This is a genomic window from Streptomyces sp. ISL-66, assembly GCF_018614135.1.
In the GTDB taxonomy this organism is placed as follows: Bacteria; Actinomycetota; Actinomycetes; order Streptomycetales; family Streptomycetaceae; genus Streptomyces.
This window is the reverse complement of sequence record NZ_JAGGOW010000073.1, coordinates 1-14141: the sequence shown is the minus strand read 5'-3', so window position 1 is coordinate 14141 and position 14141 is coordinate 1. Positions and strand designations below refer to the sequence as shown.

At 72.8% G+C, this 14141-nt stretch carries 16 protein-coding genes; 4 read left to right on the top strand and 12 right to left on the bottom strand.

All coding sequences use genetic code 11. The annotated features are described in order from the left end of the window. The 4 genes from J7E97_RS15340 to J7E97_RS37010 form a co-directional block, all read right to left on the bottom strand. On the bottom strand, positions 1-1100 hold a 1100-nt coding region (locus tag J7E97_RS15340), incomplete at its 3' end, for an XdhC family protein (RefSeq protein WP_215027332.1). Further along, entirely contained in the window at positions 1100-2431 is a 1332-nt protein-coding gene (locus J7E97_RS15335) for a transposase (protein ID WP_215027330.1), read from the bottom strand. The genes J7E97_RS15335 and J7E97_RS15340, both read right to left, overlap by 1 nt. A 73-nt stretch (positions 2432-2504) precedes the next feature. Continuing rightward, positions 2505-2993 carry a TMEM175 family protein gene (locus tag J7E97_RS15330; RefSeq protein ID WP_308346516.1) on the bottom strand — a complete coding sequence of 163 codons (489 nt, stop codon included), beginning with the start codon at positions 2991-2993 and terminating at the stop codon, positions 2505-2507. Between the two features lie 117 nt (positions 2994-3110). Next, complete coding sequence (locus tag J7E97_RS37010; RefSeq protein WP_215027328.1) at positions 3111-4172, bottom strand: nuclear transport factor 2 family protein; 1062 nt, start codon at positions 4170-4172, stop codon at positions 3111-3113. A 151-nt stretch (positions 4173-4323) separates the two neighbouring features. On the opposite strand from J7E97_RS37010, the gene J7E97_RS15320 reads away from it, so the two are divergent. The 3 genes from J7E97_RS15320 (at position 4324) to J7E97_RS35845 (ending at position 5716) form a co-directional block, all read left to right on the top strand. Continuing rightward, positions 4324-4818 carry a hypothetical protein gene (locus J7E97_RS15320; RefSeq protein WP_215027326.1) on the top strand — a complete coding sequence of 165 codons (495 nt, stop codon included), beginning with the start codon at positions 4324-4326 and terminating at the stop codon, positions 4816-4818. A gap of 93 nt (positions 4819-4911) precedes the next feature. Continuing rightward, positions 4912-5241, top strand: coding sequence for a putative quinol monooxygenase (locus J7E97_RS35850; RefSeq protein ID WP_251054580.1), 330 nt, complete (start codon positions 4912-4914; stop codon positions 5239-5241). Positions 5242-5296: 55 nt separating this feature from the next. Continuing rightward, positions 5297-5716, top strand: a complete 420-nt coding sequence (locus J7E97_RS35845) for a group II truncated hemoglobin (RefSeq protein ID WP_251054578.1) — start codon at positions 5297-5299, stop codon at positions 5714-5716. Between the two features lie 86 nt (positions 5717-5802). Here J7E97_RS35845 and J7E97_RS15310 read toward each other — a convergent pair whose 3' ends face one another. The 7 genes from J7E97_RS15310 to fmt all read right to left on the bottom strand — a co-directional run bounded on the left by J7E97_RS15310 (position 5803) and on the right by fmt (position 11622). Beyond that, positions 5803-6216: a barstar family protein gene (locus J7E97_RS15310; RefSeq protein WP_215027324.1), complete on the bottom strand. Its 414-nt coding sequence runs from the start codon at positions 6214-6216 to the stop codon at positions 5803-5805. Next, positions 6213-6698, bottom strand: a complete 486-nt coding sequence (locus J7E97_RS15305; protein ID WP_215027322.1) for a ribonuclease domain-containing protein — start codon at positions 6696-6698, stop codon at positions 6213-6215. Before J7E97_RS15305 ends, J7E97_RS15310 begins: the two co-directional genes overlap by 4 nt. Before the next feature lie 49 nt (positions 6699-6747). Further along, positions 6748-6972, bottom strand: coding sequence for a hypothetical protein (locus J7E97_RS15300; protein WP_112452447.1), 225 nt, complete (start codon positions 6970-6972; stop codon positions 6748-6750). Positions 6973-7108: 136 nt separating this feature from the next. Further along, positions 7109-8122 carry a sugar-binding transcriptional regulator gene (locus J7E97_RS15295; RefSeq protein WP_251054584.1) on the bottom strand — a complete coding sequence of 338 codons (1014 nt, stop codon included), beginning with the start codon at positions 8120-8122 and terminating at the stop codon, positions 7109-7111. Positions 8123-8246: 124 nt separating this feature from the next. Next, complete coding sequence (gene rpe, locus J7E97_RS15290; protein WP_215027318.1) at positions 8247-8933, bottom strand: ribulose-phosphate 3-epimerase; 687 nt, start codon at positions 8931-8933, stop codon at positions 8247-8249. Positions 8934-9086: 153 nt separating this feature from the next. Next, a complete protein-coding gene (locus J7E97_RS15285; RefSeq protein ID WP_215027316.1) occupies positions 9087-10568 on the bottom strand; it encodes an RsmB/NOP family class I SAM-dependent RNA methyltransferase in 1482 nt (493 codons plus the stop codon). Positions 10569-10677: 109 nt separating this feature from the next. Continuing rightward, the gene (gene fmt, locus J7E97_RS15280; RefSeq protein ID WP_215027334.1) at positions 10678-11622 is read right to left on the bottom strand and encodes a methionyl-tRNA formyltransferase; all 945 of its coding nucleotides are present in this window, start codon (positions 11620-11622) and stop codon (positions 10678-10680) included. 336 nt (positions 11623-11958) lie between these two features. Here fmt and J7E97_RS15275 point away from each other — a divergent pair, with 336 nt between their 5' ends. Next, complete coding sequence (locus tag J7E97_RS15275) at positions 11959-12501, top strand: hypothetical protein (protein ID WP_215027315.1); 543 nt, start codon at positions 11959-11961, stop codon at positions 12499-12501. Positions 12502-12639: 138 nt separating this feature from the next. Here the strand turns inward: J7E97_RS15275 and J7E97_RS15270 are convergent. Next, positions 12640-14141, bottom strand: a 1502-nt coding sequence (locus tag J7E97_RS15270; protein ID WP_215027314.1) for a primosome assembly protein PriA, incomplete at its 5' end; no start/stop codon positions are given.

Sequence of the window (14141 nt, the reverse complement as noted above, 5' to 3'; positions counted from 1 at the left end):
GCCAGCGGGAGCACCGCCCCGCCGCGCCCGTGCCGGACCGCCGTGAACTCGGCGGCGATGGCCAGGGCCGTCTCCTCGGGGGTGCCGCCGCCGAGGTCGAGGCCGATGGGCGAGCGCAGCCGGGCCAGCCCGGCCGCCGGCAGCCCTTCCTCCAGCAGCCGCCGCGTCCGTTCCCCGTGGGTGCGCCGCGAGCCCATCGCCCCCACGTACCCGACCGGCAGCCGCAGCGCGAGGCCCAGCAGCGGTATGTCGAACTTGGCGCCGTGCGTCAGCACGCACACCGCCGTACGGGTGTCGAGGCGGCCCGCCTCCCATTGCGCCGCGAGGTGCCGGTGCGGCCAGTCCACGACCACCTCGTCGGCCTCCGGGAAGCGGGCGGCCGTCACGAAGACGGGCCGGGCGTCGCACACCGTGACCCGGTAGCCCAGGAAGGCCCCGATCCGGGCGGGGGCCGTGGCGAAGTCGATGGCGCCGTATACGAGCAGCCTCGGCGGCTCGGCCGCCGACTCGACCAGCAGGGTCAGGGGCGCTCCGCACAGCCCGCCCGCGGTGCCCAGCGCGGCGGTGCCGGTGCGCCCGGCCGCCAGCCAGGCCCGCATCCGCTCGGCGGCGGCCCGGTCCAGCTCCGCGCTCCCGCCCAGGCAGCCCTCGTAGGAGCCGTCGGCGTGTACGGCCAGCGCCCGGCCCAGCTGCTCCGGCGGGCCGCAGACCACCCGGCCCAGCGCGGAGCGGGTCCCGCGGCCGGCGGCGCCGAGCACCGCGCCGATGACGGGGCGCACCGGGTCGTGGGCGCGCACCGGGGTGATCAGGACGTCGAGGATGCCGCCGCAGGTCAGGCCGACCGCGAAGGCGTCGTCGTCGCGGTACCCGAAGCGGTGTACGCCGCCCTCGCCGGAGGCGATGGCCTCCAGGCACAGCGCGTGGACGGCGGACTCCACGCAGCCTCCGGAGAGGGAGCCGAGGGCGGCGCCCCCGGCGTCCACGGCCAGCGAGGCGCCCGGTCCGCGCGGCGCGCTGCCGCTGACGGCCACCACCGTGGCCAGGGCGAAGTCCCGTCCCGAGCCGCACCACGCGCGTAGCTCCGCCGCGATGTCGAACATCAGCGGATGTACGCGCGGCGCGGGCTCTGCCCCGGAAGGACGGGGCGCGGCGGGAACACCGGGGGTGCGGGGGCGGCGCGGGTGGCGCCGGTGCGCGCGGTCACGCCGGGGTGCGGGGCGGCGGGGTGCGGGGCGGCGGTGCGGGGAAGGCCGGGGTACGGCGCGCTTTCGCGTCCGCGCAGGCCCAGCAGCATCGCGGCGTGGGCGACGCTGGCGAGGGTGGCGTGGTGGTGCCAGCCCCGGAAGGAGCGGCCTTCGAAGTCCCGGATGCCGGCGGGTTCGCACACCTCGGTGAAGTCGAGCGCGACCCGGTCGGTGAGCTTGGCGAGCAGGAACAGCTGCGCGAGCGGCCGGTCGCCGATGTTGGTGATCCAGAACTCCGAGGGCAGCAGGGCCGCTTCGGTCCAGGCCCCGACCAGCAGGAGCGGGGTGGGCGCAGCGGGTACGGGCCGGTCCTCGCCGGGGGTGGCGAAGATGGCCGCCGAGGTCAGCAGGGTCACCGCCCCCTCGGTGCGGCCGTGCCGGGTCCATTCGACGACGCGGCGCTGCGAGCGCAGGGAGTCGATGAGCTCGCGGGCGGGGGCCGTGTGCGGTCCGGGTTTGTGCCGGCCGGCTCCGCCGAAGGAGACGCGCAGGGTGCCGTCCACTTTGAATACGAAGGGGATGTCCTGGAGCGCGAAGGATTCGATGCACTGCGGGAGTTCGCCGTTGGACACCTCCATCACCACGGGCCTGCGCTGGAGTTGCCAGCCGACGGCCATCCGCTGGACGGCGTGTACGGCGTCCTGGGCGGGGGTGAGCGAGCGTGCGGTGTCGGGGATGCCCGCCCGGCGGCGGCGCAGGAGTTCGGCCGTCCAGGGCCCGGGGAGGGTGAGGGTCCACTCGACGGGGAAGCCGGCCTCGCTGGACGCGAGCCAGATCCCGCTGGCCTGCTGGCAGTTGGCGGTGCGGCCGAGCTCCGGGACGAACTGCCGGCCGACGCCGACCGAGCGGTCGCCCGCCTTCTCGATGACCATCGGCTGCACGACCCAGGCCAGCGGGCGCTGCGCGGTGCGTTCCAGGTGCTGGGCGAGGGACCGGCGCACGGGGGTCCAGTCCCAGGGGGATTTGCTGATGAACTGCTGGAGGCTCTGTTCGACCGAACTGGCTCCCGTTCCGGCGATGTTACGGATCGTTTTCTTTCCGCTGGTTCGCACGAGGCCGTTCAGATATACGCGGGCCCAGTTTCGCTGGTCCCGCCGGGGTAATGACTCGAAGAAGAGCGAGATCAGGACGTCGATCAATTCGGAGATTTCCGCCGTGGATTCCTCCGGCAGGACTACTCGAGCCATCTGGTGCCTCCCCCGCGACCAGCTAGATCCAATACCCTACTTGACCGTGAAGAACGGCCGTAGGCCCGGGCGGCTACTTCCTGAGGTCGCTCGCGGATTCAAGCCGCTCTTCCTCTACCACGAGGGGGATCGGGATCTGGTTCGCCGCATAATAGAGCGCGATCAGGAAGTGTGCGACGAGAGTGAGCGGAGCGGAGAAGAAGGACAGGAGAACGGTCAAGGGGTACGCGATCGCGCCGAGTCCGAATCGCATCCTGGTCGCGCGGGCACCGTCTTTGTCGACGGCTTCGTGGAATAGGTGACCGACCCGGGTGACGTACCACCAGAAGGCGAGGAAAGCGAGCGCGTAGACCACGGTCCAGGCGCTGTAGAGAACGGCCGCCACGTTGGCCGAATCCCCGTCCATGAGGTGTTCGGCGAGGACATTGGTCGTATACGGAATCACCGATACCACCATCAGCACCAGGAGATTCAGGAACAGCAAGGGGCGGTCCACGCGCTTCAAGTGACTGAAGATGGTGTGGTGGTTGACCCACATGACGCCGATGACGAGGAAACTCACGACTGTTCGTTTCTTGTTCCATGACCTCCCCTTCGGTCCCCGTGGCGCACACGACTCCGCGCGCACGGGGAGGACTCTGCCCTGCCCTCCCCGCACACGCTACCCAGATATCGGGCGTCAGCCGCCGAATCCTGCCGTCTGTCGCCAGATCCGGCCATCGCGGACAACGAGCGTCCCGAACGCGTGCTCCGGTTCCCCGTTCAAGTTCATGATCGCCCGGTAGAAGATCGTGTCGTCGGTCTCCACGTATTCCTGCAGCTCGACGAGGGTGGGCTTCACCGTCAGGTAGCCGGTGAAGGTCTCGCGCACCGCTTCGATCCCGACCGAGGCCCCCTCGAAGCGCAACAGCACCGCGTCGTCGGTGTAGTTCTTCATCACCGCCTCGATGTCCAGGGCGGCCAGCGCGTCCATCTGACGGACGAACACCGGGTGCAGTGTGGCGATGTCGTACTCGGCCTCGGTCCGGGCACGCAGGGTGAGCGTGCCCGCGCCTCCCATGGCCGCGGCCGCGTTGTCGACCAGGTTGGTCCACACCTGGTTCAGCTCGCCTGGGTAGCCCGTCAGTTCGGGGAGGTCCGGTTCGTACGCGCGCACGACGGCGATCCCGGCGAGCTTGGCACGCAGGACCACCAGCGTGTTCTCCAGTCCGTCGGTCACCGGGAAGCGCTGTTCGGGGGCCCGGTCGAGATTGGCGTAATCCCGGGTGGCCGAGACGAGTTGGGAGATCTTGGGACCCGCCGCCCGCAGCTCGGCGGCGAGCGAGCGGATCTCCAGGAGCGCCGCGAGGTGGTCCAGGGCGGCGGGCAGGGCCGGCTCGCCGACCCCTTCCAGCCGTTCCAGCAGCCAGCCCAGTTCCAGCCCGAGGTCCGAGACCCCGGAGCCGAGCAGGCCGGGCCGCTCGGTGCCCGTCTCCTCGGCCCAGTCGGCGATCTCCTCCTCGGCGTCGGCCTGGGCGAGCGGATCGGTGACCACGGGCGGGGCCACCTTGTCCAGCTCGTCGGCCAGCCGGTCGAAGACGGCACGCTCCGAGCCCGTGGCCGCCGCACCCCAGGCCTGGGCGGTCCGGGTCAGCTGCTCCAGGGCCGGCGCCTCCCGCAGGAGTGGAGCCTGGAGCGCGCCCCGTACCCGCTGGAGACCAGCGTCCCCGGCGTCTTCGCGGCCGGAGACGTACGGGCCCACTCGGTCAAACGCGTCGCCTCGGGCATGGGCGAGGGGGCCATGGCGGTCTCGCTGATCCCCCGGTACCGCTCGATGGGCTGAGAGCGAACACGGGCGGACGCGGGCCCGGCGCCCTTGCGATCAAGCCCGCAGCGGACACACCGTTGATTACATGATTACGTCCGAGCAGAACGAACAGCTTCGCACCTGGTTCGCCGAGCGCCTGCCGGTGGACATCTACGCATCCCTCCTCTCGGTCACGGTGGACCGGGAGGAGATCACCGTTCTCGGCACCATCCCGGCGGCCGAATCGGTCCCGGCGTTCCGCGAACGCACCCGCGAACAGCGCATGGAGGTGGCCCGCGAGGCGGAGGAGCTCTACCGCCGCAAGGTCGCCTGGGCCGTCCGGTCCGGCGAGGACGAGACGGTCTTCACCCACCTCGCCGTCCCGGTCATGACCCGGCTGCGCCAGCCCGAGCGCCAGGTCCTCGACACCCTGGTCGCCGGCGGCGTCGCCCGCAGCCGCGCCGACGCGCTGGCCTGGTGCGTCCGCCTGGTCGGGCGCAACACCGACGCCTGGCTGACGGAGCTGCGCGAGTCCCTGGACCGGGTCCAGCAGGTCCGCGCCGAGGGCCCCGACGTCACCGACTCCCAGAAGTCTGGGTGACAACGGCGAAAGGCTCCGCGAAATCGGCATGATCGCGCAAGCCTGACTTCGACCAGCGGCGATCAACGCCCGCCCCAGGGAGAGGCCCGCACCATGACCACCACCGTCGAATACATCCGTTACCGGATCGCATTGGACGACCAGCCCGCCTTCGAGGACGCCTACGCCAAGGCCGCCGAGGCCCTCGCGGCCTCCCCGGAATGCGTCGACTACGAACTGGCCCGCTGCGAGGAGGAGGCCGAGCGCTACATCCTGCGCATCCGCTGGACCTCGATCGACGCCCACCTGGCCGGATTCCGCAAGGGCGAGCACTTCCCGGCGTTCTTCAGCGCGATCCGTCCGTACGTGACGGCCATCGAGGAGATGCAGCACTACCTCGTCACCGCGGTGGCCGGCCCCGGAAAGGCCGCCGACCCCTCATGAGCACCACACCCGACACCACGTCCACCATCTACGAGTGGATGGGGGAGCGGAGGCGATGAACCGCCTCACGGACGTCTTCTACGCCCACGCCCTGCGCGACGAGATCCTGGCCCCGGTCTTCGCCGGCATGGACTCGGAGCACCCCCGGCACGTCGCGGTCTGGCTGGCGGAGGTCTTCGGCGGACCCCAGCAGTACACGGCCGCGCACGGCGGCCACCAGCACATGGCCACCAAGCACCTGGGCCGCGCGATCACCGAGGAGCAGCGGCGCCGCTGGGTGGAGCTGCTGATGGACACCGCCGACGAGGTGGGCCTGCCCACCGACCCGGAGTTCCGCGCGGTGTTCGCGTACTACATCGAGTGGGGCACCCGCATGGCCCTGATCTACTCGGGCCCCCGCCCGCCCCCGGTCGACGCGGCCGCGATCCCGGTCTGGTCCTGGGGCCAGACCCCGCCCTGGATCCCGAAGGGCTAGCCGCGGCACCACGGAGCCCCGGGCCGCCCAGGGCTCCGTACGGGCTCCGTACGAGCTCCGTACGGGGCTCCGCGCGCGGGGCGGGCTCAGTGGCCCCCGGCCGGCCTCCGCCGCGGCTCGCCGCCCGGCGCCTCGGCCAGCAGCACGGTCAGGCCGGCGCCCTCACCGGCGCCCTCGCGCTCTTGCCAGAAGTCGACGGCCTCCCCGAGGATCTCCCGCAGGGTCTCCCAGTCGTCCGGCCGCTCGTCCGCGTACCCCCGCCAGGACGTGACGGCCACCAGCCGGCCGGGCGCCCGCGGCAGCCACGAAAGATCGCGCAGCGCGTCGGCCAGCGCGTCCCAGTTCCCCCCGAAGTACTCCGGCGCGCCCAGCGCCGCCCCGCACCGCCGCATCAGCCCGGCCTTGCTCCGTACGCCGTCCAGGTCCAGCCGCAGCACGGCCCACCCGGCCTCTTCGGCGGCGGCGACGGCAGGGGCCAGGGGCTGCGGGTCCAGGGTCATCGCAGAACCGCCTTGAAGGTCTTGTAGTGGTCGTCCGTGTAGAAGAACTCCCCGCCCTGGCCGGTCACGATCCGGCGGGCCCCACGGTCCCGCTCACCGGGCGTCTTCACGGTGAACTCGTGGTAGTAACCACGCTTCTGCTGGGGCAGGGCCTTCTCGAAGTTCCCGAAGACCGTCCCGTCCTGCCGGTACTGGTAGGGCCCGCCCTTGTCGATCAGCGCGAGCACGTCCCGGGCCTGCTGCGGCAGCGCGGCAGCCCGTACCGTCGCCATCCCCTTCGCCCATCCGGGCGCAGCCGTCGGCGCGCCGGAAGGGACGGCTTCCACTCCGGCACTGGAACTCCTACCGGCACTCGTGCCGGTGGTGGTCGCGGCAGGCGTGGACGTCTTCCCGCTGCAGCCCACCGCACCGACCAGCGCCGCGCAGAGGAACACGGCCCCCAGCACACGCAGCAACGATCGGGGCACGTTCCGAAAGATCATGCACCGATCGTGCCAAATATCCGATTGTCCCGCGAATCGCGAGCTGGCTTCAGAGAGCGGCCATCTTGGTGTAGGGACTCAGGATGCGTTTGCGGACCTCCGGCCCGAATTCCACGAGGACAGCGATCCCCTCCTCTACAGCGACGACACGGCCCAGACCGTGCTCGTCGTGAGTCACCCGGTCGCCGACGCTGAAGTGCCTGAGCGGCGCTTCCACGGGGGCCTTGAACGGGCTGGACGGCAAATGGCGGCGAGGTACTGCGGACTTAGTCATTGCACCCAGTATGCGCCCAGCAGGCGGCCGAACGGTCCGCCGTTCGGATCTCAATTACGGCACCATCCGCATCAGCGAACCTCACGCGTGCGCGTTTGACCGCCGTCGATGCGAACAATCGGACCAATCCGAACAATCACTCGTCGGGGTCGGCCCGCTCCAGCGCGGGCCGCAGACCCGGCTGCGATTCGGTCAGCAGGTAGTCCGCCACGGCGGTGTCGGTGACCAGGCTCGTCACGAGCCCCGACCGCAGCACCGCACCGATCGCGGAGGCCTTGCGCAGCCCGCCGGCGATGGCCACGACCTCGGGGATCCGGCGCAGCCGGTCGGCTTCCACGGTGATGCACCGCTCGCCGAGGTCCCGCCCGACCCGGCGGCCCTCCGCGTCGAACAGGTGGGCCGACATCTCGGCGGCGACGCCCAGCGAGGCGTAGTGCGCCCGCTCCTCGTCGCTCAGCATGTCGTGGACGGTCGAGATCCCCGGCTCCCACGAGCCGATCGAGACGGCCGCGACCGTGACCTTGTCGAAGTACTCGAAGGCCCGCGCGATCCCCGTCTGGCCCCGCAGGGCGGCCGCGGTGGCCGGATCGGGAAGCAGCATCGGCGCGTAGATCGGGTGCGCGTCCCCGCCCGACACCTGCGCGGCCCTGCGTACGGCCTCCACGGAGCCGCGCTCGGCCGTCCCGGCGTCGTACACGCCGGTCAGCTGGACCACGGTGCAGGGGGGCAGCCGGTGCAGGGAGGCGGCCATGTGGATGGTGGAGCGGCCCCACGCGAGGCCCAGTACGTCGCCCTCGTTGACGAGCTCGCCCAGCAGATCGGCGGCCACGGCGCCCAGGTTCTCCGGGTCGGGAGCGTCCTCGGTGGCATCGGCCGGAGACTCCACGACCACCGCGTGCCGCAGCCCGTACCGCGCGCGCAGGGCGTCCGAGCGCTCCGCGTCCAGTTCGGACGGGACCCTGATCTCGATGCGCACGAGGTCGCGCTCCAGAGCGGTCTCCAGGACCCGGGCCACCTTGAAGCGGCTCACGCCGAACTCCTCGGCGATCTGGATCTTGGACTTCCCCTCCAGGTAGAAGCGGCGCGCCATGGCCGCCGCCTGCACCAGCTCCGCGGGTCCCATCCGCAGGGCTGACCGTCCCGCCGACATTGCAGACACCGCGTTCTCCTCACTGCTGTTCACACTCTCGACTCGCCGTTCATCCTGTCAGATCCGGCGGCCGTTGATCAGCCTGGACAGCTCCCGTTCACCGAGCTGTTCACCCAGCCTCGTCTCAGTGGTCACAAGCCCAGGGCGCCGCCGAGATCGCCGCGCCCGCCTGCTCACGCAGAGTGCGTACGGCGGCCGCCGGATCGACCGCTCCGTAGACCGCGCTGCCCGCGACGAACACGTCCGCGCCGGCCTCCGCGCAGCGCTCGATCGTCGAGGCCGAGACCCCTCCGTCGACCTGGAGCCACAGCTCCAGACCGTGCCGGGAGATCAGCTCCCGGGTACGCCGGATCTTGGGCAGCATGATGTCCAGAAAGGGCTGGCCGCCGAAGCCCGGCTCGACCGTCATGATCAGCAGCATGTCGAGCTCGGGGAGGATGTCCTCGTACGGCTCGATCGGCGTCGCGGGCTTCAGCGCCATGGACGCCCGCGCCCCCTTGGCCCGGATCTCGCGCGCGAGCCGCACGGGTGCGGCGGCCGCCTCGGCGTGGAAGGTCACGGAGCCCGCGCCGGCCTCGACGTACTGCGGGGCCCAGCGGTCCGGGTCCTCGATCATGAGGTGCAGGTCCAGCGGGATGTCCGTGGCCCGGCTGAGCGACTCCACGATCGGCACGCCGAGGGTCAGGTTCGGCACGAAGTGGTTGTCCATGACGTCGACATGCAGCCAGTCGGCCCCCTGAACGGCCTTCGCCTCCTCGGCGAGCCGGGAGAAGTCGGCGGACAAGATGCTGGGATTGATCTGAACGGCCATGCCACAAGCGTGCCATGCCGCCGATCCCTTCCGGCCACTACCCCGGAAGTGGGGAGGGCGGGGGCGGGGGGTTGGGATGAGTCGGGGGTTTTGAGGGCCCCCGCGAATCCGCAGGAGAGCCCCGGCCCCACCCCACCCGGTCCTGCCCCGCCCCTACCCCGTCCGCCGGATCAACGCCAGGTACATCGCATCCGTCCCGTGCAGATGCGGCCACAACTGCACGTCCGGCCCGTCGCCCAGCGCCGGGACGCCCTGCATGTACGGCCGCGCGTCGATCAGTTCCGCCTCCACCGGGGCGGCGCCCGCGCCACGGCCCTTCAGCACGTCCTCCACCACGACCCGGGTCTCCGCCAGGTGCGGCGAGCAGGTGGCGTACCCCACGACACCGCCGACCCGGACCGCCGACAGGGCCTCGCGCAGCAGACCGCGCTGGAGCGGTGCGAAGTTCTCCAGGTCTTCGGGCCGGCGCCGCCACCGCGCCTCCGGGCGGCGGCGCAGCGCGCCCAGCCCGGAGCAGGGCACGTCCATCAGGACCCGGTCGAACGACCCCGGCAGCCACGGCGGGCGCGTCCCGTCCGCCGTGATGACCTGGTACGGACCGGGGTTGCCGGCGAGCGCCCGCTCGACCAGCCGCGCCCGGTGCGGCTGCTTCTCGGAGGCGAGCAGGAACGCCCCTCGCTCCGCCGCCAGCGCCGCCAGCAGGGCGGCCTTGCCGCCGGGGCCCGCGCAGCCGTCCAGCCAGCGCGCGTCGCGGCCCTCGACCGGGGCGGCCGCCAGGGCCATCGCCACGAGCTGGCTGCCCTCGTCCTGGACGCCGGCGCGCCCCTCGCGCACCGCTTCGAGCGCTCCCGGTTCGCCGCCCTCGGCCATCCGGACGGCGTACGGGGACCAACGGCCGGGCAGGGCCGAGTCCTCGCCGACCGCCTCCAGCAGCTCCTGGGCCGTGGACCGTCCGGGCCGTGCCACCAGGGTGACCTCGGGCCGCTCGTTGTCGGCTTCCAGCAGGTCCTCGATGCCGGCCCGTCCGCCGCCCAGCGCGTCCCACAGTGCGGTGACGACCCACCTGGGATGCGAGTGGTAGACCGCGAGGTGTTCCTCCGCATCGTCCTCGTACGGCGGCGCGACCTTCTCCAGCCAGCTCTCCAGGTCGTGCGCGGAGATCTTCCGAAGGACCGCGTTCACGAACTTCGCGCGCCCGTCACCGAGCACCACCCGGGCCAGCTCCACGCTCGCGGAGACCGCCGCGTGCGTGGGGATGCGGGTCCCGAGCAGCTGGTGCGCGCCGAGCGAGAGCACGTCGAGCACCGGCGGGTCCACCTCGCGCAGCGGCCGGTCGATGCAGGCCTTGATGACCGCGTCGTACGTGCCCTGGCGGCGCAGCGTCCCGTAGACGAGCTCGGTGGCCAGCGCCGCGTCGCGCGTCTGGAAGCTCTCGTCCAGACGGGCCTTCTTGAGCAGCGGCGGCAGCACGAGGTTCGCGTACGCGTCCCGTTCGGCCACCGCCCGCAGCACCTCGAAGGCCAGCATCCGGACGGGGTCCTTCTGGGGCCGGCGGTAGGGCTTGCCGGTCTTGGCCGGCTTGCCGCCGCCCTTGCCGGAGGTGGCGGCCGGTCGACGAGGGGGCTGTTCGCTCACGTGAAAGGTGCTCCGGGGTTACGTAATGCCAAGGGATGAAACAAGAACGGGACGACGAGACTCGACGACGAGACAGGAGGAGACGGGACGAGACGGGACGGACTGAAAATCAGCCTACGTCGGTCCCGCCCAGCCGCTCGCCGGGAGCGATCCGCACCCCTCGCGCCCAGTCGGCCGCCTTCATGGGCTTCTTGCCCTGCGGCTGCACCCACAGCAGCTCCACCGCGTGCGAGCCGGTGCCGACGTAGACGTTGTTCTTGCCCGCGCTCAAGTCGCCCGGCTTCAGGTCCGTCCGGTCGGTGACCAGGCCGACCGAGATCAGCTTGAGCCGCTCCCCCCGGAAGACCGTCCACGCGCCCGGCGCCGGGGTGCAGCCGCGCACCAGCCGGTCGGCGCGCATCGCGGGCGCCGACCAGTCGACGCGGGCGTCCTCGACGGTGATCTTCGGCGCGAGCGAGATCCCGTCGGTGGGCTGCTCGACGGCGCGCAGCGTCCCGTCCTCGATGCCGTCCATGGTGGCGACCAGCAGCCCGGAGCCGGCGAAGGCCAGGCGGGTCAGCAGGTCACCGCTGGTGTCGGTGGGGCGGATCTCCTCGGTCAGGATCCCGTAGACGGGACCGGAGTCGAGGCCTTCCTCGATCCGGAAGGTGGAGGCGCCGGTGACCTGGTCCCCCGCCATGATCGAGTGCTGTACGGGCGCGGCCCCGCGCCACGCGGGCAGCAGCGAGAAGTGCAGGTTGACCCAGCCGTGCCGGGGGATCTCGATGGCGCTCTTGGGGATGAGCGCGCCGTACGCGACGACCGGGCAGCAGTCCGGGTCGATCTCGCGCAGTCGGGCCTGGAAGTCCGGGTCGCGCGGCCGGGCGGGCTTGAGGACCTCGATGCCGGCTTCCTCGGCGCGCTCGGCGACGGGGCTCGCGACCAGGCGGCGGCCGCGGCCGGCCGGTGCGTCGGGACGGGTGACGACGGCGGCCACTTCGTGGCGCCCGGACGCGATCAAGGCGTCAAGGGCGGGCACGGCGACCTCGGGGGTGCCTGCGAAGACGAGCTTCACGGGGGTCATACCTCGCTATCTGGGCGTCGCACGGCAGCGCACCAGTCTGTGGCTCCGCCTGCCGCTGGAGCGGCGGGCTTCCAACCCGAAGGTTGCGGTCCAGCCCGAACCGACCCCTTTCGGAGCTGCCCCAAGCTACCAGAAGCATGCGGACGGGCATCGGGCAGGGGGGCGTACACACGCATGCGCGCTCCTCGCATATGCCGACACGCCCCCATAGCGTGACCTGGCCGCCCGGTGGCGCGTTGGTCAAGAGAGATTGACCGAAACGGGCCGCGAAACAGAACGGTGTCTGCGGCCCTATCCGCTCTTCAGCACCGGTTCGAGAGGCTTCTCATGGCCGACCACGCCACCCACGACGCCCAAGCACGGGCCAGCCTGCACCTCCTGGTGCGGGACATCGAGCGGGTTCGCCGGCAGGTGGATGCTCTGCGTACGCTGACCGCCCAGCTCGGCAACGTCTACCGCCCGCGCCGCTCAGGTCCCTCCACGGGCTTCGTCGTCTACGGCCGGGCACCCGCGCCCACCGTCCGCCTCGCACAGGAGCTGCGGGACAGCGTCGAGACGCTGGTCACCGCCGCGGTGGACTTCGACCGCTCGCTCGGCTTCTCGTGGGACGCGGTCGGCTCGGCGCTCGGCGTCACCAAACAGGCCGTACACCGGCGCTACGGTGCCCGGCGCGCGCAGAGCCCCGAGTCCGTCGAGCGCGAGCCTCTGGCCGAGGGCACGACGACCCGGACGCTGGGCCCGCTGCCCACGGTTCCGGCGGCCCGCTCGGTTCCCCCGCAGCCGGTGCGCGCGGAGACCCACGGCCCCGCGGCGGCTCCTGCCGCGGCCGGAGCCCGTGCCGGCGCGTTCCCCGGCCCCCGGAACGGCTGAACCGTCCCCGCCGGGACGCCGACCCCCGACGGCCCCGCCCCCGACGGCGCGACCCACCCGGTCGTACCGCCGGGGGCGCCGGACGAACGGCCCGGTGATCCGAACGGGTCGGCCCCGGGGCAACGCCCCGGACGAGCCCTAGCCGATCTCCAACGGGTCGATCCGGACCCGCACCGCCTCCGACACCGGAGCGCCCCGCGCCAGGCGGGCCGCCTGCGCCGACTTCAGGGCCGCGGCCAGCGCGGTCCCGCTGCCCGGCGGGACGCGGATCAGTGCCCGCTCCCCCGGCGAAGCCTCGCCGCGCCGACCTGGCAGCGGCACCGGGCCCAGTACCTCGGCGTCCGGCGGTAGCGCGGCGCCCGCCAGGAAGGCCTCGACGGCCTCGGCGCTGCCTCCGGCGACCGCCGCCATCCGGGAGACCGGCGGGAAGCCCAGCTGGGCCCGCTCCGCGAGCTCCCGCACCGCGTGCCCGACGGGGTCCCACCGCACGAGCGCCTGGACCGGGCGCAGCGTCGGCTCGGCGACCACCACGACCTGCCCGTCCCCCCGTACCAGCGAGGCCGCGGCGATCCAGCGCCGCAGCGCGTCCTCGCCCGCCCGCAGGTCGGGCCGGCTGAGCATGGCCCAGCCGTCCAGCAGCAGGGCCGCCGCGTACCCGTCGCCCGTGGCGACCGGCTCGGCGCCGGGCGTGCACACGACCAGCGCGGGCCGGTCCGGGACCTCGTCGAGGATGTGGTCGCGCCCGGAGGTCCGTACGGGCACGGCCGGGAAGGCCCTCCCCAGCTCCTCGGCGGTGCGGCGGGCGCCGACCACCTGGGCCCGCAGCCGGAAGGAGCCGCATTCCTCGCAGTGCCAGCCGGTCTCCTGGCGCCCGCACCAGCCGCAGTGCAGGTCCCGCGCGTCGGGGGCCTCCAGCGGCCCCGCGCAGACCGTGCAGCGGGCCGGGGTCCGGCACCGCTCGCACGCCAGCCGGGGCACGTAGCCGCGCCGGGGCACCTGGACGAGCACGGGCCCGCTCTTCAGCCCCTCCCGTACCGTCTCCCACGCCAGGCTCGGCAGCCGGGCGGCGCGGGCCGCGCCGTCACGGGCGAGCAGTTCGTCGCCGACGGTCCGGATCCGGGGCGCGTGCTTGCGTACGGTGTCGCGGTCGGCCGTCAGCGGGCGGGCCCAGCCGGATTCGACGAGCTGCGCGGCCTCCACGGTGCAGCTGGTGCTGCCCGCCAGGAAGGCGCAGCCGTCGGTGACCGCGCGCAGCTCCAGTACCTCGCGGACGTGGGGGAAGGGGGCGCGGTCGTCGCTGTGGCTGGAGTCGCCGTCGTCCCAGATCGCGACCAGTCCGAGGTCCCGCACGGGCGCGAACATGGCGGCCCGGGTGCCGACCACGGCCCGCACCGAGCCCCGGCTGACGGCGAGCCACTGGCGGTAGCGCTTCTCGGGCCCCGACTCGGCGGTCAGCAGCGCGTGCCGTCCCTCGCCGAGCAGGGCGGTCAGGGCGGCGTCCACGCGGGAGGCGGTGCGCCCGTCGGGGACCACGGCGAGGGCGCCGCGGCCGGAGGCGAGGGTCGCGGCCATGGCCCGGGCCAGTTCGTCGGCCCAGCCGGGGCCGGGCAGGGCGGTCCAGACGGCGCGCGGGGTGGACC